The organism is Microbacterium sp. A8/3-1, from assembly GCF_040267695.1.
In the GTDB taxonomy this organism is placed as follows: Bacteria; Actinomycetota; Actinomycetes; order Actinomycetales; family Microbacteriaceae; genus Microbacterium; species Microbacterium luteolum.
In genome coordinates this window covers 1,948,404-1,968,900 of the sequence record NZ_CP158357.1, presented here as the reverse complement: position 1 = coordinate 1,968,900, position 20,497 = coordinate 1,948,404, and the positions used below count along the sequence as shown (strand labels likewise).

The following is a 20,497-nucleotide window of genomic DNA, read 5'->3' as shown; positions in this document are numbered from 1 at the left end:
ACGGTTTGGTCACGGAAACTTCGACGAGGTTCGTACGGTCCTTGTCGTCTACGGCTTCCGGGATGCCAGCAACCATTCGACCGCTTCCTCCACCGTCATCTCGGTTCTCGTGCCGTCGGGGCTCAGCCGGGAGCCGAACAGCACGCGATGGTCGTAGCGGCTGCAGTTCTTGCGGAGAAGCTCGTAGTAGTAGTCATCGAGATAGAGCTCGAACTCTTCGGCGAAGGAACCTGAGCGCGGCAGCCGGGGCGTCTTCAGCCAGTGCACGATGGCGCGGATATCGTCGCTTCCGAGTGAGACGGTCGGGGGAGCCGGAAGCGACAGTCGGAAGGCCAGCACCTCGGCGCCTTCGCCTTCCCACCATTCCGCGAGGTTGAACGAGCTGGTGTCTGTTCCTGTCCGCTGTCGGATCCGAGCCGACATCGACTCGTACGCGGATCCGTTCTCGTCGCCGTGCTCATCAACGAATCGCGCGTACGCGTGCAACTCGTGCAGCACAGCGTCGTACCGAGCTTCGGCGGTCTCGAGGTCTGGTCGAAGTGGGCGCGGGATCACACGGTCATGATATGGCGCGGTGCATCCAGCCGACCGCACAGCCGGTCCTAGATTGGACGGGTGAACGAAGCAGATCGCGTGAAGCTCATCGCCGCTTCGTCAGGCATCTCCGTTCGCACCGTGACGATGCTTCCCGGTGGGAACGAGAACTTCGTGGCTCGGGTTCAGGGCGAGACCCACGACGTTGTCGTTCGTTTCGCGCGGGATCCTTCGCAGATGGTAGATCCCTTCGACATCGAGCTCTGGGCGTTGGAGGCCGCAGCGGAGGTCGGGATCCACACCTCTGCGGTCGTAGCCCGAGGGCGAGCCGCCGACACGTCGTATCTCGTGGTGGAGTACATCGCCGGTACGACCGCCTCCCCGGATGACCTGGAAGCCTGGCACGCGATCGGTACCTCGTTGCGGGCGCTCTCCACGGTCGATACGGCGACCGCCCCCAGCACGCTGTTCTCGCGGTTCGGGCGGGACCTCGATGCCGCGTGGCGCGCGCATGTCTCCTACAACCTCGCCATGCTCACCGACGAAGACCCGCTGATCCAGCTCGGGGTGTACCGGCGAAGCGACCAGGAAACCATCCGTGCGATGCTCTCCTCGCAGCTGGATCGCGCGCTTCCCCAGGGACTCATCCATGGCGACTTGTCGACACGCAACGTCATAGCGGGCGCCCGATATGCGGTCATCGATTGGGGCGCCGCGCATGCAGGACCGGTTCCCTGGGGAGACCTCGATGTCCTGCACCGGTGGCACGTGATGCAGTCCAGGGAATCCCCCGTGTCTGCAGCCGCGTGGGCCGAGGTGCTCCGCGGTGCCGGAATCGATCCTGAGACCGCGAGACCCGTGCTCCGGGAACTCGCGGTACTCGGGGCGCTGGACGTCGTCAGATGGGCACTCGAACAGCGTCCGGACCGCCTGGACGAGTTACGAGAATCTTCCCGCCGCGTCATCGATCGGATGCTGATGGCACGGGACGCATGATGCTTCCCGCCGAGCGGCAGGTCAGTGACGAAGCGAGCGGATCGCAGCGATGAGTATCCCGAATGCGAAGACGGGGACAGCGCCGAATACCGAGCGCCAGTTGCCGCTGATCATCGGAAGCGCGGTTGCCACCAGCAGTCCGATCACGAAGATCGCGATGATGATGACGCGCCACAGCGTGTCCGTCTTGGTTCTGGCCCTGGGCTGAATCGGTTCGGTCATGAATGCGTCCTCGCTCCGGTCGTTTCCTCCACGGTATCGACCCGGCTCGGGCGATCGAGCCCTCTACCGAACGTGTCGCACCTCACGGTCCGCACCGGTCGTCGGCACCGTGATCGCTGCCGTGCGCGGCCACGCCCAGGCCCACTTGATGATGAAGACGAGAACGATCAGCTCCAGCGCGACGCCGAGGATGTAGAAGGCCAACCACGACCCGCCCACCTCGCCGACCGCGTTGAAGGCCGCGAACGGGACCTGTATCGCGGCCACGATGAGGGTGGCGATGCGGGCGGCCCGGGCGGGCAGTGCGACCGACAGCACGACCATGAGGATCGGGATCGCCAGGAGGCTCAGCGCGGTGATCGCCCAGGTCTGGGTGATGTCGAACTGCCAGACGACGCCGACGAGGATGTCGTCGACGACGCCGGGTTTGTAGAAGGCAAGAATGTCCACGTAGATGTACAGGAACATGAAGCTCGCCCATGCAGCGGCGAGTTTGACTCGCACCGGCATCCGCTGCTCTTCGAGTGCCGTGGTGGTGGGGCGACGTGTTCTCATCTGGTGCTCCTTTGTCGGGTGTGGATCAGGAAAGCGGGTCGGCGTGGGCGATGCGCAGCACGACGTTGCCGCGCTTGCGCCCGGTGTCGACGTAGCGGTGCGCCTCGACGATGTCGGCCAGCTCGAAGGTGCGGTCGATGACGGGCCGGTAGCGACCGGAGTCGGCCAGGGCGACGAGGTAGGCGAGCTCGTCGGCGCCGGGCTTGCCGACGTTCCAGGTGACGAGCTTTCCCGATCGGCGGGTCTGCCAGCGGCTGCGCAGCATCGACCACAGGTCGCCGACGATGAGCAGCAGCGCCCCGCCGGGAGCGATCGATCCCTCGACGCGGCCGAATCCGGCATTGCCGACGCCGTCGACGATCACGTCGTAGGTCTCGTCGCCCGCGGTGAAGTCCTGTCGGGTGTAGTCGATGACGCGGTCGGCGCCGAGTGAGGTGACGAGCGCCGCGTTGCCCCCGCTCGTCACGGCGGTGACGTCGGAGCCGAGCTGCTTCGCCAGCTGGATCGCCGCAGTGCCGACCGCGCCGGATGCGCCGTTCACCAGCACCGAGGTGCCCGGCCCGATCGAGACCCGGGCGAAGAAGCCCTGCACGGTGATCCCGCCGAACACGAGGGTCACCGCCTCCTCGAGCGTCAGGCTCGCGGGAGCGCGGGTGATCGCTCCGTCGGCGGGCAGGCACACGTACTCGGCGTGACCGCCGAAAGCTCCGCCCGTCGCCGCGATGATGCGATCGCCGGCGGTGAAAGCTGTGACGTCCGAGCCGACGGCCTCGACGACGCCCGCGGCATCCATGCCCAGAATCGGATGCTTCGGCCGGAACACCCCGAGCCCGGCGGCTACAAGCAGACCGAGGCCGGACGGGACGTCGCGAGCGCGGGACCGATGGTCGGCGATGCTCACCGTGCTCGCGTGCACCCGGATGAGCACCTCTCCCGGCTTCGGCGAAGGGATCGGGCGCTGCTCGAGGTGCACCTCCTCGGGGCCGCCGAATCGGCGGTAGACGGCCGCGGTCATGGTCGTTTCGGTTGTCATGACTCGATGCTCGCCGTCTCGAGTTTGCGCGTCATCGGCCAGGAGGTCCGGATCCGATCGGCCGAAAGTACGGCATCGTTTCCGTGCCGAGGGCCGATGCCCGGGCCTCGTGAGGCGACGAGCATCGAGACATGTCGCAACAGATGAAGGTCAACCGCCCGCCGGCCGTGCAACAGCGGCGGCGTCCGAAGAGCGGATGGCCGGCGATCACCGGCCTCCTGCTGCTCAGTGCACTCCCGGTGCTCGGCGGCGTGCTCCGCCTCGGGGAAGTGAGCGCCGCCCCCGGCGGCTCACTTCCCCTCGTCTCGACAGCGGCGCTGATCGCGCACATCGTGGCGATGACCGTGTTCTGCGTTCTCGGCGCGTTCCAGTTCTCTCCGGCACTGCGAGCCCGGCATCGCTGGCACCGCGCCGCCGGCCGCGTCCTGATCCCCGCCGCCTTCATTGCGGCGGCGTCCGCCGTCTGGCTCGCGGTCTTCTTCGGCGGACCCCCGGAGGAGCTCCCGCTCGCGATGGTTCGCCTCGACTTCGCAGCAGCGATGACCGTGTTCCTGGTGCGGGCGGTGATCGCGATCACGCGCCGCGACTTCGCTGCGCACGGTGCATGGATGACGCGCGCTTACGCGATCGCCGTCTCCGGCGGAACCCAGGCGCTGGTCTTCGCGCTGTGGACGATCCCCCTCGGCGACGTCGACGCGTTCGGTGAAGCCTGGCTGGTCGCGACGGCGTTCGTGATCAACAGCGTCGTCGCGGAGCTGCTCATCCGGCGACGGACCGGCCGGCGGATGAGCCGCGTGTCGGATCGAGGTGCGCTTGTATCCTGACGGGGTGACCGGGCTCTGGCGTTCCGCGTGGAGGGCGCCGAGCGCCGTGCCTCCTCCGCCGCGCCGGGTCTGGCGGGATGGGGTTCTCCTGGCCGTCGTCGCCGTGCTGGCGGTGGTCGAGGGGATCTTCCGGACCGACCTGCAGCAGCCGTTGCTCTCGGTCATCGTGCTGCTCGCCGTACTCCCGACGGTGCTGTGGCGCCGCACGCGGCCGCTGGTGATGCTCGTCATCGTGATGGTGCCGCTCGGGCTGCTGCTGCCCGACTCGACCCTCTACACGAGTCTCTTCGTCATGGTGAACGTCTACGCCCTCTATCGCTGGGGGTCGGGTCGCGACCTCGTGATCGGGTCGGCCGTCCTCCTGGCGAGCCTCGGCCTCACGTTCGTCCGCGGGGAAGGCCTCGATGATCTCATCGGCGGATTCGCGCTGCTGCTGGCGGTGGTGCTGCTCGGCGTCGCCTTCCGCTATCGCGCCGGATCCCGGCAGCGCGGCCTCGACCGCATCCGATTGCGGGAGCGCGAGCACCTCGCCCGTGATCTGCATGACACGGTCGCCCACCACGTCTCGGCCATCGCGATCCGGGCCCAGGCGGGCCTGGCTGTGGCCGCGCGAGACCCCCGAGCGGCGGAGGACGCACTCGGCGTGATCGAGGCGGAGGCGGCCAAGACCCTGAGCGAACTGCGCTCCATGGTGCGGGTGCTGCGACAGGGCGACACGGCGGAGCTCGCGCCCAGTCCGAGTCTGGGCGACATCGAGCAGCTCGCCGGAACGAGGCCGGGCGGTGTGGCAGTCGTCGTGAAGGTCGCGGGCGACGACGGCAGCATCCCGCCGCCTGTGGCTGCCGCGGTCTTCCGTCTCGCGCAGGAATCCGTGACCAACGCCCTCCGTCATGCCCGGCAGATCACTCGCGTTGACGTGCTGGTGGAGGCGGATGAGGGCGGGCTGCGGTTGAGCGTGACGAACGACGGAGAGGTCGCCACGTCGCCCACGCCCGGGTTCGGGATCATCGGCATGACGGAGCGTGCTGCCCTTCTCGGCGGTAGCTGCCAGGCCGGACCCGCGCCGGGTGGCGGATGGGTCGTCACCGCGGTGCTCCCTCGTGTTGGATGGGCAGCATGACCATCCGCGTGCTCGTCGCCGACGACCAGGAGCTCGTGCGCACGGGGTTGAGCATGATCCTCGGCGCGCAGCCCGACATCGAGGTCGTGGGTCAGGCCGTCGACGGCAACGAAGCCGTCGCTCTCGCCCGCAGCCTGCGACCCGACGTCTGCCTGTTCGACATCCGCATGCCCGACCTCGACGGCATCGAGGCGACGCGCCTGCTCGCTGGTCCGGGTGTGGACGATCCGATGGCCGTCGTCGTCATCACGACCTTCGACCTCGACGAGTACGTCTTCGCGGCGCTGCGAGCGGGCGCGAAGGGCTTTCTGCTCAAGGATGCCGGACCGGAGCTGCTCGCCCAGGCGATCCGCGCCGCTGCCGGTGGGGATGCTCTGATCGCCCCCAACGTCACGGTGCGGCTGCTCGAGGCGTTCGCCGGAGCACGGCCCACCGCACCGCCGCCGCAGCCGGTCGAGCCGCTCACCGAGCGCGAGGAGCAGGTGCTCGCGAACGTCGCGGGAGGCCTGAGCAACGGGGAGATCGCGAGCGAGCTGTACATCACCATCAGCACGGTGAAGACGCACGTCGCGAGCCTCATGACCAAGCTCGGTGCCCGCAACCGCGTCGAGATCGCCATCTGGGCGCATCAGACGGGGCGGATGCGCCGACGAGCCGGCGATGGAGACGCGCGGTGAGGGATGCGAGCGTCAGCCTGCTTTCGCGGGAGCGGTGCGCGCGCGGAGATGCATCCGCTGTCCATGCGCGCCGAACAGGCTGAGAATCTCCACGGGTCCCGCGCCGGCTGACCCGAACCAGTGCGGGTTCTTCGTGTCGAACTCCGCGACCTCGCCCGGCCGCATGACGATGTCGTGCTCGCCGAGCACGAGCCTCATGCGACCGTCCAGCACGTAGATCCACTCGTACCCGTCGTGGGCGCGCAGGGTCGGCTCCCGCTCGGTCGCAGGGATCGTGATCTTGAAGGCCTGCGGCTCACCTCCTCTGGCCGAGAGTCTCGTGAGGATGCGTCCGTCGGCGCGAGAGGTCTTCGGAGCCACGCGGGGGTCGCCGATGCGGGGAGGGCTGACGATCTGCTCGAGAGGCACGGCGAGGGCCGCGACGATCGGCAGCAGCAGCTCGAGGCTGGGCTTACGTTGGCCGGATTCCAGCCTGGACAGCGTGCTCTTCGATATCCCCGTCATGCTCGCCAGGTCGACGAGAGTGGTGTCCTTGGCCAGACGGACTCGTCGAAGCCGCGGCCCGATCTGGTTCAGTTCCGTCTCGATCCGCTGCGTGGTGCTCATCCGATCACTCAAGCACCTCGTTCCCGGTTTCGGCAACGGAATTCCCACTACCGTGCCGCCGACTGCCACGGTGGTGCCATGCGCCACTGAAGCCGCGCGCAGTCACCCGATCGAAGGACAGACCATGTCGAACCCTCAGCCCGCCACACGCCCCGCCGACCGTGCCATCACGAAGCCTCCGTCCGTGCATGTCCGCGCCGTGATCACCTGGCTCGCGATCTTCCCGCTCGTGACGCTCGGCTTCCTCGCGATCGCGCCGTTCTCCGAGGGATGGAACCCCGTGCTCCGCGCGTTCGTCCTCACGATCGTGGTCGTTCCCGTCGCGGTCTACCTCGTGGTCCCGCAGCTGATGCGCCTGTACGCATCACTGCAGGCCGGCATCCGACGCTGACGTTCGTGCGGCGTCTCGCGCACGGGGATGCGCGGAGCAGGCGCGTTCGGCGCCGCTAGTGGACTGCGCCCGGCGGAGATCCCGTCAGAGCAGCATCGCCTCGCTCAGGGGCACGCCGCTCCACTTCACGATCCCGAGACCCACGAGACACACTCCCGCGGTGACGGCCAGCAGGATCCATGACGGCTGAGATCCGGTCGCGAGCAGCCAGACGCCCACCGCACCGAAGAGGATGCTGAAGCAGAGGCCGCCCCAGAACAGCAGGGCGCCGACGAGTCCGAGGAGGGGACGGGGTTCCGGGCGGCTCATCCTTCCACGATATCGGCTGACACCGAGCAGAATAGCTGCATGCTCTCCGTCCGCGTCAGCGTCACCCAGGCTCTCTCTGATCAGGCGCAGGAGACTCTTTCAGGAGACCCCACGGTCTGTGGGCTGGCCGTCCTCCCCGCGGCCGCGATGGACGGACGCGGTGACGTGATCCTGTTCGAGATGACCAGGGAGAACGCGAACAACATCATGCGCTCGCTGCGGCACCTCGGCATCCCCGCCGAGGGCGCCATCGTCGTCTCGGAACCTCTGGTCGTGGTCTCCGATGCCGCCGACCGGGCTGAGACTCTCGCGCCCGGGCACCCCGCAGACGGCGTGCTCTGGGCTCAGCTCGCCGGCAAGGCGGAGGAAGATGCGCATCCGTCCGTCTCGTTCTTCGTCTTCCTGCTGCTCGCGACGCTCATCGCGGGGGTGGGTCGTCTGCTCGACCAGCCGATCCTGATCATCGGTGCGATGGTCGTCGGTCCGGAGTTCGCTCCGCTGGCCGCCATCTCCTACGCGATCGTCCGCCGACGCCGCGGGATCGTCGCTCCCGCCCTCGGAACGCTCCTCGGGGGCTTTGCCGCGTGCGCCGCCATCGCCTGGGCGATCTGGGCGATTCTCTACTCGACGGGCGTGATCACGTACGAGCAGGCGACCACCGGCCCCGCGACGGAGTTCATCGTCGCTCCGGACGCCTGGTCGTTCGTCATCGCGATCCTCGCGGGCATCGCCGGCGTGCTCTCGCTCACCACGGCGAAGTCATCGGCCCTCGTCGGGGTGTTCATCTCGATCACGACGGTGCCGGCGGTTGGAACCATCGGGCTCACGCTCGCCGTCGGTGCCTGGGACGAGGCGCGCGGCTCCGCGATCCAGCTGCTCGTCAATCTCGCCGGTCTCCTGATCGCCGGTATCGCGACGCTGTACGTGCAGCTCGTCGCCGGCCGTCGGCAGGGTCGACGAGCTGCCCGCCTCCGCAGGACGCGTCAGCGGAGAAGCACCACTCGTCTGCGGATGCTCAGCATCGAAGACGACGGGCATCCGTCCCCACCCCGCCGGGATTAGTACGCTCTCCGCAACGGCGTCGCCTTCTCGCATGGAAACGGGGCGGGGCCGTATGGGTTCCGTCTGCATCCGCGCATCCGAGGTCCGCGCGGAGGAATGTGGGGGACATGTCCCTCGTCCATCGTCCTCGATTCACAGCCTCCACCCCTGCCGTCCCCGCCGCGAGCCCGTCGGTGCCGCGTTGGGGCCATGTCTCACGCACGGTGAGCCACTACGGCACGGTCGCGTCCGTGCTCGCCATCTATCCGCCGGACTCCACCGATGCGGAGCGGCACCTCGCCGAGGCCAACCGCTTTTTCACGCCGCTCGCGCTCGGCGGTGGCGTCGTCGTCTGGGTGGGCCTCTGCGCCGTCGGAGTGCCACCGCTGCTCGCCGCGCTGGTGCTCACGGCGGCACTCCTCCCCGTCGGCATCTCGCTCTCTCGCCGTGCGCGCGGCATCCGTCAGCGCACCGTGACGCTGGCAGCGAGCCGGTCCGGCCTGCATGAGGAGACCGCCGAAGAGCGTTCACATCAGCGCCGGCTCGACACGATCGCGGAAGCTCTGCAGGATGCCGCCTTCGCCTGCAGACACGGCGTGATCAGTCGACGGGAGTTCGACCGAGCGTGGCGAGCGGCGTACGCGCACGCCGGCGGACGACTGACATCGGGCCGGTGACGACGACATCCGTCACCTTCGCCCGAGGACCTTCTTCCACCGGGCGGCGTACGACAGCGGCACGAATCCGACTGCTTCGTTGACGTCGAGCATGTGGCGATTCTCCTCGGCATTCATCGTCTCGATGAGGCCGTGATCGGGGAACCCGTCGCGGAGCCTGCGGATGCTGGCGAGTTTCAACAGCATCCCGAGGCGGCGACCGCGATGATCTCGCAGCACCAGCGTGTCGCGCTGTTCCACGGATCGATCGGGCTCCGGCGGCACATCGAGCTCGGTGTAACCCGCCGCCGTTCCCGTGGCGTCGTCGACCACGATGGTCGTGAGCAGCATGCGAGGGCTCGTCTCCCACAGGTCGTCGAACGCGCGCACACGCTCGGTCGTCCAGAGGTCTTCGCTCTGCTCGATTCCGGCGTTCGGAGCATCCGTGCTCATCCTGGTGCGCAGAAGGGCGATGCTCTCCATCCATTCGTGCGGCGTCCGGCCCTGCCACGTCACCGTGCGGTAGCCGACGGCTGCCGCGGTCGTCTCGGCGAGCAGGGCCGCGAAGGCCTCCTCATCGACGGGCAGTGCGAGGCCGCTCAACCGACCGACCTGTTCGAGAGAGAAGCCGCGGTTCCGCAGGAAGCGCGTCGAGGGGAGCTCTGCCGGCACGGATCCGAAGCCGGTCGGGGCAGAGATGCTGTCGCCCGTGTCCGTCGCCGTCGCGATCGCAAGGAAGCTCGTCTGATTCTGGATCGTGGTTCGACCTCGGGCCCTGGCCGTCTGCTCGAGGCGCTCGTACAGCGCTGAGCCGATGCCCCGGTTCCTGTGGGCAGCAAGCACCGCGACGGAGGCCCAGCATTCGCTCGCATCGGCCGGGAGCGCCAGGCTGCCGCGCGCGACGACCCTGCCCTCGACCTTGGCGACGAACCCGAGCATCTCGGTGCTCTCGTCCTTCCAGTTCGGCAGCATCTCCTCTGCCGTGAAGAGCTCGCCCGGGGCTCCGCGCTGCTCGGCCTCGACGGTGCTTCTCACCTCGGCCATGCCGAGGAAGTCCGCGGCATCAGGGGAATCGATGGTCTCCGGCACGATGAGCGCGGAGATCGTGAAGGCCGGCTCGACGCCGGTGTGATCAGGGGATGACATGGTGAACCTTCTGTTCGCAGGATCGTTCGACTCACCCACGGCGTGGGGAGGAGGGGGATCGCTGTCAGATGGTCACGACGGAAAGCCTCTCATGCCGCCACCGCGGCGGCAATGATTCGGCACCGGTCGTCGCCGCACTCAGTTGATGATCTCGCCGCGCTCGTCGGCGCGGATCGCCGCGAGCGTCTCCCGCCAGGTCGCGAGTGCTTCGGACGTCAGGCGGGTCCAGTCGAGCACCTCGGACACGACCCGGATCGGCTCGGCGCTGCGGTACGAGCGGGTGGGGTTGCCGGGGAACTTCTTGTCGGTCACGTTCGGGTCGTTCTCGAACGGCCCGGTGGGTTCGACGAGGTAGACGCGTGGTTCGCCGTCACCCGCCGCGAGCTCGGCGGCCAGCCCGGCCCCGTCCCGCAGCGCGGTGAAGTAGATGTGGTTCATCACGATCTCCGGGCGGTAGTTCGATCGGAAGCCCGCCGTCAGGAGATCGCCCTCCTGCAGATCGGCCTTCGTGCCGTGATAGAACGGTCCCTCGTCCAGCGCGTCACTCATCCCGACAGCCTAAGACGGCCGCGCCCCTCAACGGCGCTCGTACTCCTCGTCCGACACGTGCTCCAGCCACGTCGTGGTGTCGGCGGGGTCGTCGGCGCCCTCCAGCAGCGCGAGATGCTGCATGAAGCAGTCCGCCGTCGCGCCGTGCCAGTGCTCCTCCCCGGGCGGCGTGTACACGGTCTGACCCGGCTCGGCTTCGATGACCCGCCCGTCGCGGGTGCCGACGAGCGCCGTGCCCTCGGTCACGCGCAGGTACTGGCCGCGCGCGTGCGAGTGCCAGGCCGTGCGGGCACCGGGGGCGAAGCGCACGAGCCCGCCGGACATCCGCTGGTCGGCATCGTGCGGCACGATGATCGGGTCGAGCCAGACGTCGCCGGTGAACTGCTCCGGCGGGTTCTTCACGGTCGGGATGCGGGGTTCGATGTTCACGGTTCCTCCTGTTCAGACGGTGAGGAGCACCTTGGTGGCGCGGCGCTCGTCCATGGCCTTGTAGCCCTCGGCCGCCTCTTCGAGAGGGAGCGTGAGGTCGAAGACAACGCCAGGATCGATCTTCCGATCCCAGATCAGCTGGATGAGCTCGGGCAGGAAGCGCCGCACGGGAGCCGGCCCCCCGTGCAGGTGCACGCCCGAGAAGAACAGTTCTTCTCCGGGCAGGGCGACGTCGTGCGAGACGCCGACGTATCCGACGTGCCCGCCGGCACGTGTCGAGCGGATCGCCTGCATCATGGACTCCTGCGTGCCGACGGCCTCGATCACCGAGTGCGCGCCGAGCCCGTTCGTCAGCTCCTTGATCTTCGCCACACCGGCGTCGCCGCGCTCCTCCACGATGTCGGTGGCGCCGAACCTCCGTGCGAGCTCCTGGCGGTCGGCGTGACGGCTCATCGCGATGATGCGGTCAGCGCCCAACTGCGCGGCGGCGAGGATGCCGAGGAGCCCGACGGCCCCGTCACCGACCACGGCCACGGTCTTGCCGGGACCGACCTCGGCCGCGACGGCCGCGAACCAGCCCGTGCCCAGCACATCGGACGCGGCGAGCAGCGACGGGATGAGGTCGGGGTCGGGCTGGCCGGGGGTGGCGACGAGGGTGCCGTCGGCGTGGGGGATGAGCGCGTACTCGGACTGGGTGCCGATGCCGCCCATCGGGACGACGTGCACGCAGCGCGACTGGTATCCGGCCTGGCAGATCTCGCAGGTGTTGTCGGATGCCATGAACGATCCGACGACGAAGTCGCCGACCTTCACGTTCTTCACGTCTGCGCCGATCTCCTCGACGACGCCGACGTACTCGTGTCCCATGGGCGCGGCATCGACGCCGTCGACGCCGCGATACGGCCAGAGGTCCGAGCCGCAGATGCAGGTCGCGGCGAGCTTGATGACGGCATCCGTCGGGCGGGTGATGGTCGGCTTCTCGCGGTCTTCGACCCGGACGTCGCCGGGTCCGTGCATGATGACTCCACGCATGTGGTGCTCCTTGCTGGGATTCACGGTCATACATCCAGTGTGCGGACGGATGCGGCGGAGTGGGAGGGCCTGGTGGTACCTCCCTTCCCGCGCTACGGGGGCGTACCGTCGGAGTATGGACACCCGCAGCGAGGTGCGCGAGTTCCTCTCCACGAGGCGCGCACGACTCACCCCCGACAAGGCAGGGCTCCCCGTGTTCGGCGGCAACCGCCGTGTTCCGGGACTCCGGCGCGAGGAGGTCTCTCTCCTCGCCGGGGTGAGCGTCGACTATTACACGCGCCTCGAGCGCGGTGACCTCTCCGGGGCGTCCGACAGCGTGCTGGATTCTCTCGCCCGGGCGCTGCAGCTCGACGACGCGGAGACCGCGCACCTCTTCGACCTCGCCCGTACTGCGAACGCGTCACCCGTGGTCAGGAAGCCGCGCAAGAAGGCCGAGGCGATCCGCCCCAGCATCCAGCGCCTGCTCGATGCGATGACCGAGGCGCCGGCGCTGGTGCGCAACAGCTCGTTCGATTACCTCGGCGCGAACGCGCTCGGCAGGGCGCTGTATTCGCCGCACTTCACCGATCCCGCGCCGAACAGCGTGCGCTTCGCCTTCCTGAATCCGGCGGCGCACGAGTTCTACCCCGACTGGGACCGTGTCAGCCGTGAGCTCGTCGCGGCGATGCGCGGTGAGGCCGGTCGCAACCCTTTCGACCGTCGCTTCACCGATCTGGTGGGCGAGCTCTCGACGCGCAGCGATCGGTTCCGCACACTGTGGGCCGCGCACGATGTGCGCTATCACCGCAGCGGGGTCAAGCGGCTGCGGCATCCGGTCGTGGGAGAGATCGAGCTCGTCTATGAGGCGTTCGAGCTGCCGTCCGACCCGGGGCTGCGCATGTCGACGTACACGGCCGAGCCCGGCACGGCATCCGAGGAGAAGCTCAAGATGCTCGCCAGCTGGGTCGCGACGGAGTCGGCGAGCGCCGACCAGGCGGCATCGGCCGAAGCCTGAGGCGGCCGAGATCTGAGACGTCGACCGACACTCGACTGTTCAGGGCCTCTCCTCGACGATCGACGGCCACGTCGGAAGCGGGTCCTCGAAGTCGAGCCACGCGGTCGGGCCGGCCATGAGCTCGTCATCGGTGACGGCGGCATCGTCGAGGGCGGCGCGGAGCGCGTGCGCATCGATGCCGAGACCGGTGAAGGCGATGTCCTGCACGGTCGGCGCCGCATCGAGGTCCGACGACAGCGGATCCAGCCAGATCGCGGAGCCGACGTGATCCCAGCGTGCGAGCACGCTCGCCCGCGTCGCGAGACGGCAGAACCCTGCCGATCGAAGGATGTGACCGTGGCGCCCGGACTCGATGTCGTCCAGCGCGGCGGCGAGCCTCGCGGGGTGGAACGGGCGCGGCTGCTCGTAGCGGAGCGTCGTCACTCGTGCGTCGGTCATGTGCGGATCGTGCTCGTCGTTGAGCATGTGCACCCAGCCCGCTCTCTCCAGCAGCGGCGGCGACACCTGCGGCCCCGACGTCAGAGCGCGGATGTCGTCCGCCGGTCCGCGCGAAAGGCGGACACGGGCGGCGGGATTGAGGTGGGAGGCGATCGTCATCACGAGGGCCAGGCGGGCGGTGTCGACCGTCTCCCAGTTGACGAAGGAGATCAACGTCGCACCTTCGACGAAGGACACCGCGCGACGTGCGCGAGCGCCCACGTCGCCTCGGTCGTCGCCAGGGCGAGCAGCCTCGATGAGCGGATGCCGGTCGGCGAGGTCCTCCAACAGGTGCAGGGCGTCCACGACGCACACGACCGGAATCCGCGGGTCCGTCGCGAGATCGAGGTGCGGGAGGTCGATCTCCGTCCCGATGTCCGCCACGAACCGCCAGAGCTCACCGCTCCCGAGCGACCGCTCGGACGGGATCGGATCGTGGTCCTCCCGACGCACGCGAGGACGCTCCGAGATCCGCACCAGGCGTCTGGCCGTCATCTCAGCGAGGGCGGCCGCGTACCGTCGTCGCTCCGGCACGCAGATGCCGGCGACGATGAGGGGGTGTTCCATGAACGATCTGCTCTCTTCTTGACGGGCGCTCCTCGCCACCCTACCTTGTTATTGAGAAACATTATCAATAAGGAGATCGTCATGAAGGTTCGTGCGTCACTCAAGTCCTTGAAGAACCAGCCCGGCGCCCAGGTCGTGCGCCGTCGGGGACGCGTCTTCGTCATCAACAAGGTCAACCCCCGGTTCAAGGGTCGCCAGGGCTGACGTCTGTTCGGCTGCCTGTCAGAGGATCATGTCGCGCGCCGAGTGCAGCGCGCGCCACTCACTCGCCCGCACGTCGGCTCGATCGAGCACGTCGGCGTCGACGAGCGGTCCGACCTCGATACCGGCGATGCCCGCGATGTCGGCGATCGGCGCCTGGAAGGTGCGGAAGGCCCCGAGCGGAGGGGCTGCCAGCAGCCCTTCGCTGGTGTCGACGAGCTCGGTCTGATCGAGGACGAATCCCGCTGCGCGGAGACCCGTGGCATCCTGCCAGGCGGCGATCTTCCAGAACCGCAGCGGGATCCGGATGCCGCGGTACGGCGGATCGTCGTCGGCGAGGACCGGCGCCGTGAAGACACTGAGCCGCTGATCTGTCGTCTCGGCATAGGCGAGCACGTGGTCTTCGAGGCCCAGCCACAGCTCCTTCGACTGGTTGAAGCCCGCGGCCTGCGGCGCGGCATTCGGATAGAAGAAGGTCGCCTCCATGGCCTCCCGCGCTTCGCCCGCGTCTCCCCACCCGGGGTCTCGCCGACGCACCAGGTGCCCGCGGTCGAGGTCGTTGCGCGCATAGACCTCAGGGCCGGTCTGCTCGTCGGCATCGATCCGTGGGTCGAGCCGCCACTCGCCCTCCCTGGCGAGGTCGCGGAGCTGCGCCCCGTCGATGTTCACTGCGGTGACGCTCGCCAGCCGTCGCGCAGGGTCGAGCAGCACGGTGAACCGCGGGTACTCCAGCGCGCGAAACTCCCGCGCCGGCTCCGGCAAGGCAACCGCAGCTCCCAGAAACTCCGCCTCGTACCCGTCTGTCATACGTCCATCTTGGTGCTCCCGTGGCCGTTGGGGCGGGTTCAAGAGCGAAACACCCGCCACACCGGCCACGGGAGCGGCTACACGTGACTGCGCTGCTCGATCAGGGGACAGCTGAAGACATCGCGCTCGCCGAGTCCGACGCGGTTGATGTAGCGGACGACGATCGCGTAGGAGGCGAACAGGCCGATGCGCGTGTACGGCACCCCGAGCTCGCGGCAGTACGCCTCGACCACGGGAGCCGCGCGACGCAGGTGCGGGCGGGGCATCGAGGGGAAGAGATGATGCTCGACCTGGTAGTTCAGCCCGCCGAGAAGGACATCGACGAACCGGCTGCCGCTCACGTTGCGGCTCATCAACACCTGGCGCCGCAGGAAGTCCAGCGTCATGTCCCGCGGGACCACCGGCATCCCCTTGTGGTTCGGCGCGAACGCGATGCCCATGTAGAAGCCGAAGAGTCCGAGCTGCACGGCGAGGAACACGAAGGCGATACCCGGGGAGAGCACGAGGAACACCAGCACCAGGTAGCCGATCATCCGCACGGCCAGGAAGACGATCTCCACCCATCGCCGTTCGAGGCGGCCGCGCGTGAACACGCGTCGAACGCTCGAGGCATGAAGCGACAGACCCTCGAAGAGGAGGATCGGGAAGAACATCAGGCCCTGATGCGCGCGCAGCCATGACACCAGCGGGCTGTGATGCCGTGCCGCGCTTTCGGCCGTGACCGCGATGACGGGCAGCTCGATGTCGGGGTCGGCGCCGAGCTTGTTGGGATTCGCGTGATGTCGCGTGTGCTTGTGCTGCCACCAGCCGTAGCTCATGCCGACGAGCAAGTCGCCCAGGATCAGGCTGACCCAGTCGTTCCAGCGTCCGGAGACGAAGATCTGGCGGTGGGCGGCGTCGTGGCCGAGGAACGCGATCTGGGTGAACACGATCGCGAGCACGGCCGCGGTGAACAGCTGCCACCAGGTGTCGCCGATCCAGACGAACACGAAGATGCAGGCGATGAGCACCAGCGGCGCGCCCACGAGCTTCGACCAGTAGTAGCCGTAGCGGCGGCGCAGCAGTCCGCGCTCGCGCACGGCCTGCGCCAGCTCCGTGAAGGTGCTCGGCGTGCGGGTCGCGCTGTCGCGCGGACGGGTGCGGACGGTCGGACGGATGTCGTCCATGATGACCTCTTCGCGGGTGTCGCCCTAGTCGCGGGCGGGCCCGCCTTCTTCCGCCCAGTCCGAGATGCGTGCCTCGTCGTCGTCGATCGCTGTGAGGGCGGCGTGGGGGTCGGGCGTCTGCACGATCGTCGGCGACCCAGAAGGCGCGTCGACGGGAGCGGATCCGTGACCCAGCGGTTCGGGGCTGTGCCCCGCGATCTTCACTTGTGCGTTCATGATCGGACGTTACGCCCCCTAGCTGTACGGGTTCACAGTCTCGATCGGCTCAGGCGCCGGTGATCCGCGCCCCGGTGAGTTCCTCGGAGACCTGCCACACGCGCTGCGCTTCCTCCTCGCTGCGGAGGCGCGAGTACAGCCGCTGCTCGGCGGGAGCGCCTCCGAGGTGGCCGATCCCGCGCGGGCCGTAGAGCGCGCGGCGGCGCGCGTCGGGAGAGGTCGCGGCGCAGAGGGCCGGGAGAGCGGCCGATTCCGGTGTGCCGACCAGGATGCCGCGTGCGGATGCCCACCGGATCATGCGCACGCTGACCGTGTCCTGCCCGCGCTCCAATTCGGGCCTCGCGGCGAGCAGGCTGGTGGGTGCGATCCCGGGGTGGGCGAGGTTGCTCGTGATGCCCCAGCCCTGTGCCTCGCTGCGCCGGTCGAGCTCTAGTGCGAACTGCCCGAAGGCGATCTTGGACTGGCTGTACGCGCGGGCGCCGCTGTAGGACTGCTCCCAGTTCAGGTCGTCCCAGTGGATGGAGCCCGAGTTCGCGGCGATGCTCACCTGCGACGTGATGCGGGCCCTGCCTGCACGCAGGAGGGGCAGCAGCTGCCCGACGAGGGCGAAGTGGCCGAGATGGTTCGTTCCGAACTGGAGCTCGAAGCCGTCGGCCGTGAGCTGCCGGTCGGGTGGGGTCATGACGCCGGCGTTGTTGATCAGCAGATGGATGGGGCGGCCGTCCTCGCGCATGCTGTCACCGAACGCGGCGATCGACGCGAGCGACGACAGATCCATGGGCAGCAGCGTGATCTCGGCGCCGGGAACCTGGTCGCGGATGCCGGCGGCCGCCGCCTCGCCCTTGCCGAGGTTGCGGACCGGCAGCACGACGTCGGCGCCGGCCCGAGCGAGGCGGGTGGCGATCCGCAGGCCGATGCCGTCGCTCCCTCCGGTGACGACGGCGCGGCGCCCGGTCAGCGACGGGACGGTGATGTCGATCTTGCGTGGCATGAGTGTGCTCCTTCAGTTCTCCTCCACCCTGATCGGTGTGCGGCGGGCTATCCAGGACTCGTCGATCAGTGGATGCCGGAGCACAGGCATGTCAGGATCATCAGCGACGAGAGGATGCCGTGCGCATGGGGATCGACAGGGTGGGGCTGGCGGAGTTCCTCCGGATGCGGCGCGACGTCCTCCAGCCGGAGGACGTGGGTCTGCCTCGCGGGCAGCGCCGGCGCACCGAGGGGCTCCGGCGCGAGGAGGTGGCGGCGCTCAGCCACATGTCCGCCGACTACTACGCGCGCCTCGAGCGCGGCAGCGGCTCGCTGCCGTCGGAGCAGATGATCGCGTCGATCGCCCAGGGGCTCCATCTCTCGGTCGATGAACGCGACCACCTGTTCCGGCTGGCCGGCCATCGGCCTCCCACTCGCGGTGTGGAGAGCGACCACGTCTCGCCGGGGATGCTGCGCATCCTGGACCGGCTGGAGGACACGCCGGCCGAGGTGGTCACGGAGCTGGGGGAGACGCTGCGTCAGACCGCGCTCGGCGTCGCGCTCACCGGCGACACGGCACGGCTGACCGGTCCGCAGCGCAGCATCGGGTTCCGGTGGTTCACGGATCCGCGGTCCCGCGATCTCTACGACCCGCGCGACCACCCTTTCCTCGCTCGGCTCTGGGTCTCGGGGCTGCGCGAGGTGATGGCGCGCAACGGCCCGGAATCGCGTGCCGCCGAGCTCTGCCGGATACTTCGCGACGAGAGCGAGGAGTTCCGGGTGCTCTGGGATCGGCAGGAGATCGGGCTGCGCCCGCAGGACACCAAGCGGTTCATCCACCCCGAGCTCGGCGCCCTCGATCTGTCCTGTCAGAGCCTGATCGATCCGGGGTCCTCGCAGGCGCTGCTGGTCTACACCGCGGTCCCGGGATCGGAGAACCACGAGAAGCTGAAGCTGCTCTCCGTCCTGGGGCCGCAGTACGCGCCGTGACCGAGGGTCAGCTGGTGTACTCCTCGGTCGGCTCGACCCACTGGACGAGCTGGTAGACGATGCCGTTCGGGTCGGTCATCTGGAAGTAGCGCTCGCCCCAGGGCTCGGTCTCGATCGGTGTGACGATGGTGACACCCTCCTGCTGCAGGCGGGCGTAATCGTCGTCGATGGCGTCGACCGTGAAGACGATGAGCAGTCCGGCGGCGTTCACGGCGGCCGAGGCCGGCTTGAAGGTCGACAGGCCCGTGCGCAGGTAGATCAGGTTGATCCCGGCATCCGGATGCTGCAAGGACGAGAATCCGTCGGCTGCCATCGCGACCGAGAAGCCGAGGTGCTTCTGCACCCATTCGGCCGAGGCGTCGACGTCGGGCACATTCAGCGAGATGGCTGTCGAGGTGAACTGCATGGCTGCTCCTATCAATAACACTGTACGACGTACAATGTACGACGTATAACGCAAATATGGCAAGATCATTCCCATGGATGCCGATCGCACGGGTGCAGGAGAGCCGAGCCGGACCCTCGCGCTGCTCTGGGGTGAGCCCTCGGCGCCGCGGAGAGGGCCGGCACGCTCCGTCGCCGTGGGGCGCCTCGTCGACGCGGCGCTCAGCATCGCCGACGAGCAGGGACTCGCCGGAGTCACGGTGCGTGCGGTCGCCGAGCGCGTCGGCATCTCGCCGATGTCGGTGTACACGTACGTGCCCGGCAAGCCGGAGCTCCTCGACCTCATGGTCGACGCGCTCTACGCCGGCATGGCGAGGCCCGACACGGGTGACCGACCGTGGCGCGAACGGGTGACCGAGATCGCGCAGGCGAACCGCGAGCTGCTGACCCGGCATCCGTGGCTCACCGAGGTCGCCGCGCTCAGCAGGCCGCCGCTCGGGCCCGGCGTGATGGCGAAGTACGAGCACGAGCTCGCCGCTTTCGACGGCACCGGACTCTCGGACATCGACGTCGACGCGTCGCTCTCCTATCTTCTCGGCTTCGTGCAGTCCCACTGCCGCTCGGCGCACGATGCTGCGCGGGCGGTCACCGACACGGCGATGAGCGACGAGCAGTGGTGGGCCGCGAACCAGCCGATCCTCGCCCGCGCTCTCGACCCCGACGCGTATCCTCGGGCGGTGCGCATCGGTGCAGCCGCCGGGGAGGCGCAGGGTGGCGCGTGGGGTGCGAGCCAGGCCTGGGCGTTCGGGCTCGCGCGCACGCTCGACGCTCTTGCCACGCTGATCGAGGGAGCGGGGCGACATGCGTGACCGTCCGCCGGTGCGGGGAGCCGTCGTCGACGACATGACGCGATGTGTGCACTATCGGACCGCTGTCGACATCGTCGCCATCCGCTTCGCCTGCTGCGGGGAGTATTACCCGTGCCACCTCTGCCATGAGGAGGCCGCCGGGCATCCCGCGCGGCAGTGGGGCGTCGAGGAGCGCGATACCAAGGCGGTGCTGTGCGGAGCGTGCGGCGAGGAGCTGACGATCGCCGACTACCTGGCGTCGTCGTCGTGTCCGGAGTGCGGCGCGGCGTTCAACGAGAGGTGCGCACTGCACGCCCATCTCTACTTCGAGGTCGAGGCGGGGCAGCCCGCGTCAGGTCGTGCGCAGCGCGTCGGCCGCGGCGTCGAGCACTGAGCCGTTGAGGGCGAAGTACGCCCATTTGCCGCGCTGCTCGCGCGTGACGAGACCTGCTTCCGCGAGCAGCTTCATGTGGTGCGAGACCGTGCCCTGAGAGAGTCCGACCGGCTCGGTGAGGTCGCAGATGCACGCTTCCCCGCCCTCGCCTGCGGCGATGAGCGACAGCAGTCGAACGCGCGTCGGGTCGCCGAGCGCCTTGAAGACGCGCGCTGCTCGTTCCGCGTCTTCGACGGAGGCGGTCGAGGTGACACGGGGGACGCAGCACGAGTTCGATTCGATGGTCAGGGGCAGGCTCACTCCGCTAGTCTGCCACGTATTGACATTCTTCGATAGGTGGGGGATGGTCTTCGTATTGAAGTTT

General features: G+C 68.6%; 29 protein-coding genes. 12 read left to right on the top strand and 17 right to left on the bottom strand.

Annotated elements, in window-relative coordinates; translation table 11 throughout:
* Window positions 1-48: 48 nt before the first annotated feature.
* The gene (locus ABS642_RS09765; RefSeq protein ID WP_350353169.1) at window positions 49-555 is read right to left on the bottom strand and encodes a hypothetical protein; all 507 of its coding nucleotides are present in this window, start codon (window positions 553-555) and stop codon (window positions 49-51) included.
* Between the two features lie 126 nt (window positions 556-681).
* Between ABS642_RS09765 and ABS642_RS09760 the strand changes: the two genes are divergently transcribed.
* Window positions 682-1,530, top strand: coding sequence for an aminoglycoside phosphotransferase family protein (locus tag ABS642_RS09760; protein WP_350353419.1), 849 nt, complete (start codon window positions 682-684; stop codon window positions 1,528-1,530).
* A 21-nt stretch (window positions 1,531-1,551) separates the two neighbouring features.
* Here ABS642_RS09760 and ABS642_RS09755 read toward each other — a convergent pair whose 3' ends face one another.
* From ABS642_RS09755 to ABS642_RS09745, 3 genes are all read right to left on the bottom strand, one after another.
* Window positions 1,552-1,752, bottom strand: a complete 201-nt coding sequence (locus ABS642_RS09755; protein WP_350353168.1) for a hypothetical protein — start codon at window positions 1,750-1,752, stop codon at window positions 1,552-1,554.
* A gap of 63 nt (window positions 1,753-1,815) precedes the next feature.
* Window positions 1,816-2,307, bottom strand: a complete 492-nt coding sequence (locus ABS642_RS09750) for a DUF6326 family protein (RefSeq protein ID WP_350353167.1) — start codon at window positions 2,305-2,307, stop codon at window positions 1,816-1,818.
* A 25-nt stretch (window positions 2,308-2,332) separates the two neighbouring features.
* Window positions 2,333-3,340 carry an NAD(P)-dependent alcohol dehydrogenase gene (locus tag ABS642_RS09745; protein WP_350353166.1) on the bottom strand — a complete coding sequence of 336 codons (1,008 nt, stop codon included), beginning with the start codon at window positions 3,338-3,340 and terminating at the stop codon, window positions 2,333-2,335.
* A gap of 131 nt (window positions 3,341-3,471) precedes the next feature.
* Here ABS642_RS09745 and ABS642_RS09740 point away from each other — a divergent pair, with 131 nt between their 5' ends.
* The 3 genes from ABS642_RS09740 to ABS642_RS09730 are packed head-to-tail and all read left to right on the top strand — an operon-like array spanning window position 3,472 to window position 5,961.
* Window positions 3,472-4,164: a DUF2306 domain-containing protein gene (locus tag ABS642_RS09740; RefSeq protein ID WP_350353165.1), complete on the top strand. Its 693-nt coding sequence runs from the start codon at window positions 3,472-3,474 to the stop codon at window positions 4,162-4,164.
* Between the two features lie 4 nt (window positions 4,165-4,168).
* A complete protein-coding gene (locus tag ABS642_RS09735; RefSeq protein WP_350353164.1) occupies window positions 4,169-5,284 on the top strand; it encodes a histidine kinase in 1,116 nt (371 codons plus the stop codon).
* Complete coding sequence (locus ABS642_RS09730) at window positions 5,281-5,961, top strand: response regulator transcription factor (RefSeq protein ID WP_350353163.1); 681 nt, start codon at window positions 5,281-5,283, stop codon at window positions 5,959-5,961. Before ABS642_RS09735 ends, ABS642_RS09730 begins: the two co-directional genes overlap by 4 nt.
* Before the next feature lie 12 nt (window positions 5,962-5,973).
* On the opposite strand, the gene ABS642_RS09725 is transcribed toward ABS642_RS09730, so the two are convergent.
* On the bottom strand, window positions 5,974-6,567 hold the full coding sequence (locus ABS642_RS09725; RefSeq protein WP_350353162.1) for an XRE family transcriptional regulator: 594 nt from the start codon (window positions 6,565-6,567) through the stop codon (window positions 5,974-5,976).
* Window positions 6,568-6,691: 124 nt separating this feature from the next.
* On the opposite strand from ABS642_RS09725, the gene ABS642_RS09720 reads away from it, so the two are divergent.
* Window positions 6,692-6,958 (top strand): hypothetical protein, encoded by a 267-nt coding sequence (locus tag ABS642_RS09720; protein ID WP_350353161.1) that lies wholly within the window; start codon window positions 6,692-6,694, stop codon window positions 6,956-6,958.
* Window positions 6,959-7,042: 84 nt separating this feature from the next.
* Here ABS642_RS09720 and ABS642_RS09715 read toward each other — a convergent pair whose 3' ends face one another.
* On the bottom strand, window positions 7,043-7,267 hold the full coding sequence (locus ABS642_RS09715) for a hypothetical protein (protein ID WP_350353160.1): 225 nt from the start codon (window positions 7,265-7,267) through the stop codon (window positions 7,043-7,045).
* 39 nt (window positions 7,268-7,306) lie between these two features.
* Between ABS642_RS09715 and ABS642_RS09710 the strand changes: the two genes are divergently transcribed.
* Window positions 7,307-8,329: a DUF389 domain-containing protein gene (locus ABS642_RS09710; protein WP_350353159.1), complete on the top strand. Its 1,023-nt coding sequence runs from the start codon at window positions 7,307-7,309 to the stop codon at window positions 8,327-8,329.
* A gap of 107 nt (window positions 8,330-8,436) precedes the next feature.
* Window positions 8,437-8,985: a DUF6611 family protein gene (locus tag ABS642_RS09705; RefSeq protein ID WP_282214457.1), complete on the top strand. Its 549-nt coding sequence runs from the start codon at window positions 8,437-8,439 to the stop codon at window positions 8,983-8,985.
* 12 nt (window positions 8,986-8,997) lie between these two features.
* On the opposite strand, the gene ABS642_RS09700 is transcribed toward ABS642_RS09705, so the two are convergent.
* The 4 genes from ABS642_RS09700 to ABS642_RS09685 all read right to left on the bottom strand — a co-directional run bounded on the left by ABS642_RS09700 (window position 8,998) and on the right by ABS642_RS09685 (window position 12,120).
* Window positions 8,998-10,110, bottom strand: a complete 1,113-nt coding sequence (locus tag ABS642_RS09700; RefSeq protein WP_350353158.1) for a GNAT family N-acetyltransferase — start codon at window positions 10,108-10,110, stop codon at window positions 8,998-9,000.
* Window positions 10,111-10,248: 138 nt separating this feature from the next.
* Entirely contained in the window at window positions 10,249-10,659 is a 411-nt protein-coding gene (gene arr / locus ABS642_RS09695) for an NAD(+)--rifampin ADP-ribosyltransferase (protein ID WP_350353157.1), read from the bottom strand.
* 27 nt (window positions 10,660-10,686) lie between these two features.
* On the bottom strand, window positions 10,687-11,088 hold the full coding sequence (locus tag ABS642_RS09690) for a cupin domain-containing protein (protein ID WP_350353156.1): 402 nt from the start codon (window positions 11,086-11,088) through the stop codon (window positions 10,687-10,689).
* 12 nt (window positions 11,089-11,100) lie between these two features.
* The gene (locus ABS642_RS09685; protein WP_282217522.1) at window positions 11,101-12,120 is read right to left on the bottom strand and encodes a zinc-dependent alcohol dehydrogenase family protein; all 1,020 of its coding nucleotides are present in this window, start codon (window positions 12,118-12,120) and stop codon (window positions 11,101-11,103) included.
* A 115-nt stretch (window positions 12,121-12,235) separates the two neighbouring features.
* Here ABS642_RS09685 and ABS642_RS09680 point away from each other — a divergent pair, with 115 nt between their 5' ends.
* A complete protein-coding gene (locus tag ABS642_RS09680) occupies window positions 12,236-13,114 on the top strand; it encodes a helix-turn-helix transcriptional regulator (protein ID WP_350353155.1) in 879 nt (292 codons plus the stop codon).
* 39 nt (window positions 13,115-13,153) lie between these two features.
* On the opposite strand, the gene ABS642_RS09675 is transcribed toward ABS642_RS09680, so the two are convergent.
* Window positions 13,154-14,158 (bottom strand): GTP-binding protein, encoded by a 1,005-nt coding sequence (locus ABS642_RS09675; RefSeq protein WP_350353154.1) that lies wholly within the window; start codon window positions 14,156-14,158, stop codon window positions 13,154-13,156.
* A gap of 81 nt (window positions 14,159-14,239) precedes the next feature.
* On the opposite strand from ABS642_RS09675, the gene ykgO reads away from it, so the two are divergent.
* Window positions 14,240-14,362 (top strand): type B 50S ribosomal protein L36, encoded by a 123-nt coding sequence (gene ykgO, locus ABS642_RS09670; RefSeq protein WP_282214449.1) that lies wholly within the window; start codon window positions 14,240-14,242, stop codon window positions 14,360-14,362.
* 18 nt (window positions 14,363-14,380) lie between these two features.
* Here ykgO and ABS642_RS09665 read toward each other — a convergent pair whose 3' ends face one another.
* The 4 genes from ABS642_RS09665 to ABS642_RS09650 form a co-directional block, all read right to left on the bottom strand.
* Complete coding sequence (locus ABS642_RS09665; protein ID WP_350353153.1) at window positions 14,381-15,166, bottom strand: DNA/RNA non-specific endonuclease; 786 nt, start codon at window positions 15,164-15,166, stop codon at window positions 14,381-14,383.
* 77 nt (window positions 15,167-15,243) lie between these two features.
* A complete protein-coding gene (locus ABS642_RS09660; protein ID WP_350353152.1) occupies window positions 15,244-16,332 on the bottom strand; it encodes an acyl-CoA desaturase in 1,089 nt (362 codons plus the stop codon).
* Between the two features lie 24 nt (window positions 16,333-16,356).
* Window positions 16,357-16,548 carry a hypothetical protein gene (locus tag ABS642_RS09655; protein WP_282214446.1) on the bottom strand — a complete coding sequence of 64 codons (192 nt, stop codon included), beginning with the start codon at window positions 16,546-16,548 and terminating at the stop codon, window positions 16,357-16,359.
* A 49-nt stretch (window positions 16,549-16,597) separates the two neighbouring features.
* The gene (locus ABS642_RS09650) at window positions 16,598-17,539 is read right to left on the bottom strand and encodes an SDR family oxidoreductase (RefSeq protein ID WP_350353151.1); all 942 of its coding nucleotides are present in this window, start codon (window positions 17,537-17,539) and stop codon (window positions 16,598-16,600) included.
* A 125-nt stretch (window positions 17,540-17,664) separates the two neighbouring features.
* On the opposite strand from ABS642_RS09650, the gene ABS642_RS09645 reads away from it, so the two are divergent.
* A complete protein-coding gene (locus ABS642_RS09645; protein WP_350353150.1) occupies window positions 17,665-18,507 on the top strand; it encodes a helix-turn-helix transcriptional regulator in 843 nt (280 codons plus the stop codon).
* 7 nt (window positions 18,508-18,514) lie between these two features.
* Here ABS642_RS09645 and ABS642_RS09640 read toward each other — a convergent pair whose 3' ends face one another.
* Window positions 18,515-18,913: a VOC family protein gene (locus tag ABS642_RS09640; protein WP_350353148.1), complete on the bottom strand. Its 399-nt coding sequence runs from the start codon at window positions 18,911-18,913 to the stop codon at window positions 18,515-18,517.
* A gap of 73 nt (window positions 18,914-18,986) precedes the next feature.
* On the opposite strand from ABS642_RS09640, the gene ABS642_RS09635 reads away from it, so the two are divergent.
* Together ABS642_RS09635 and ABS642_RS09630 are read left to right on the top strand one after the other, a co-directional pair.
* Window positions 18,987-19,760 (top strand): TetR/AcrR family transcriptional regulator, encoded by a 774-nt coding sequence (locus ABS642_RS09635; RefSeq protein ID WP_350353147.1) that lies wholly within the window; start codon window positions 18,987-18,989, stop codon window positions 19,758-19,760.
* Window positions 19,753-20,133, top strand: a complete 381-nt coding sequence (locus tag ABS642_RS09630; protein WP_350353146.1) for a CHY zinc finger protein — start codon at window positions 19,753-19,755, stop codon at window positions 20,131-20,133. Before ABS642_RS09635 ends, ABS642_RS09630 begins: the two co-directional genes overlap by 8 nt.
* On the opposite strand, the gene ABS642_RS09625 is transcribed toward ABS642_RS09630, so the two are convergent.
* On the bottom strand, window positions 20,092-20,433 hold the full coding sequence (locus ABS642_RS09625; protein WP_282214440.1) for a metalloregulator ArsR/SmtB family transcription factor: 342 nt from the start codon (window positions 20,431-20,433) through the stop codon (window positions 20,092-20,094). The two genes, ABS642_RS09630 and ABS642_RS09625, sit on opposite strands and share 42 nt — an antisense overlap.
* Window positions 20,434-20,497: the final 64 nt, after the last annotated feature.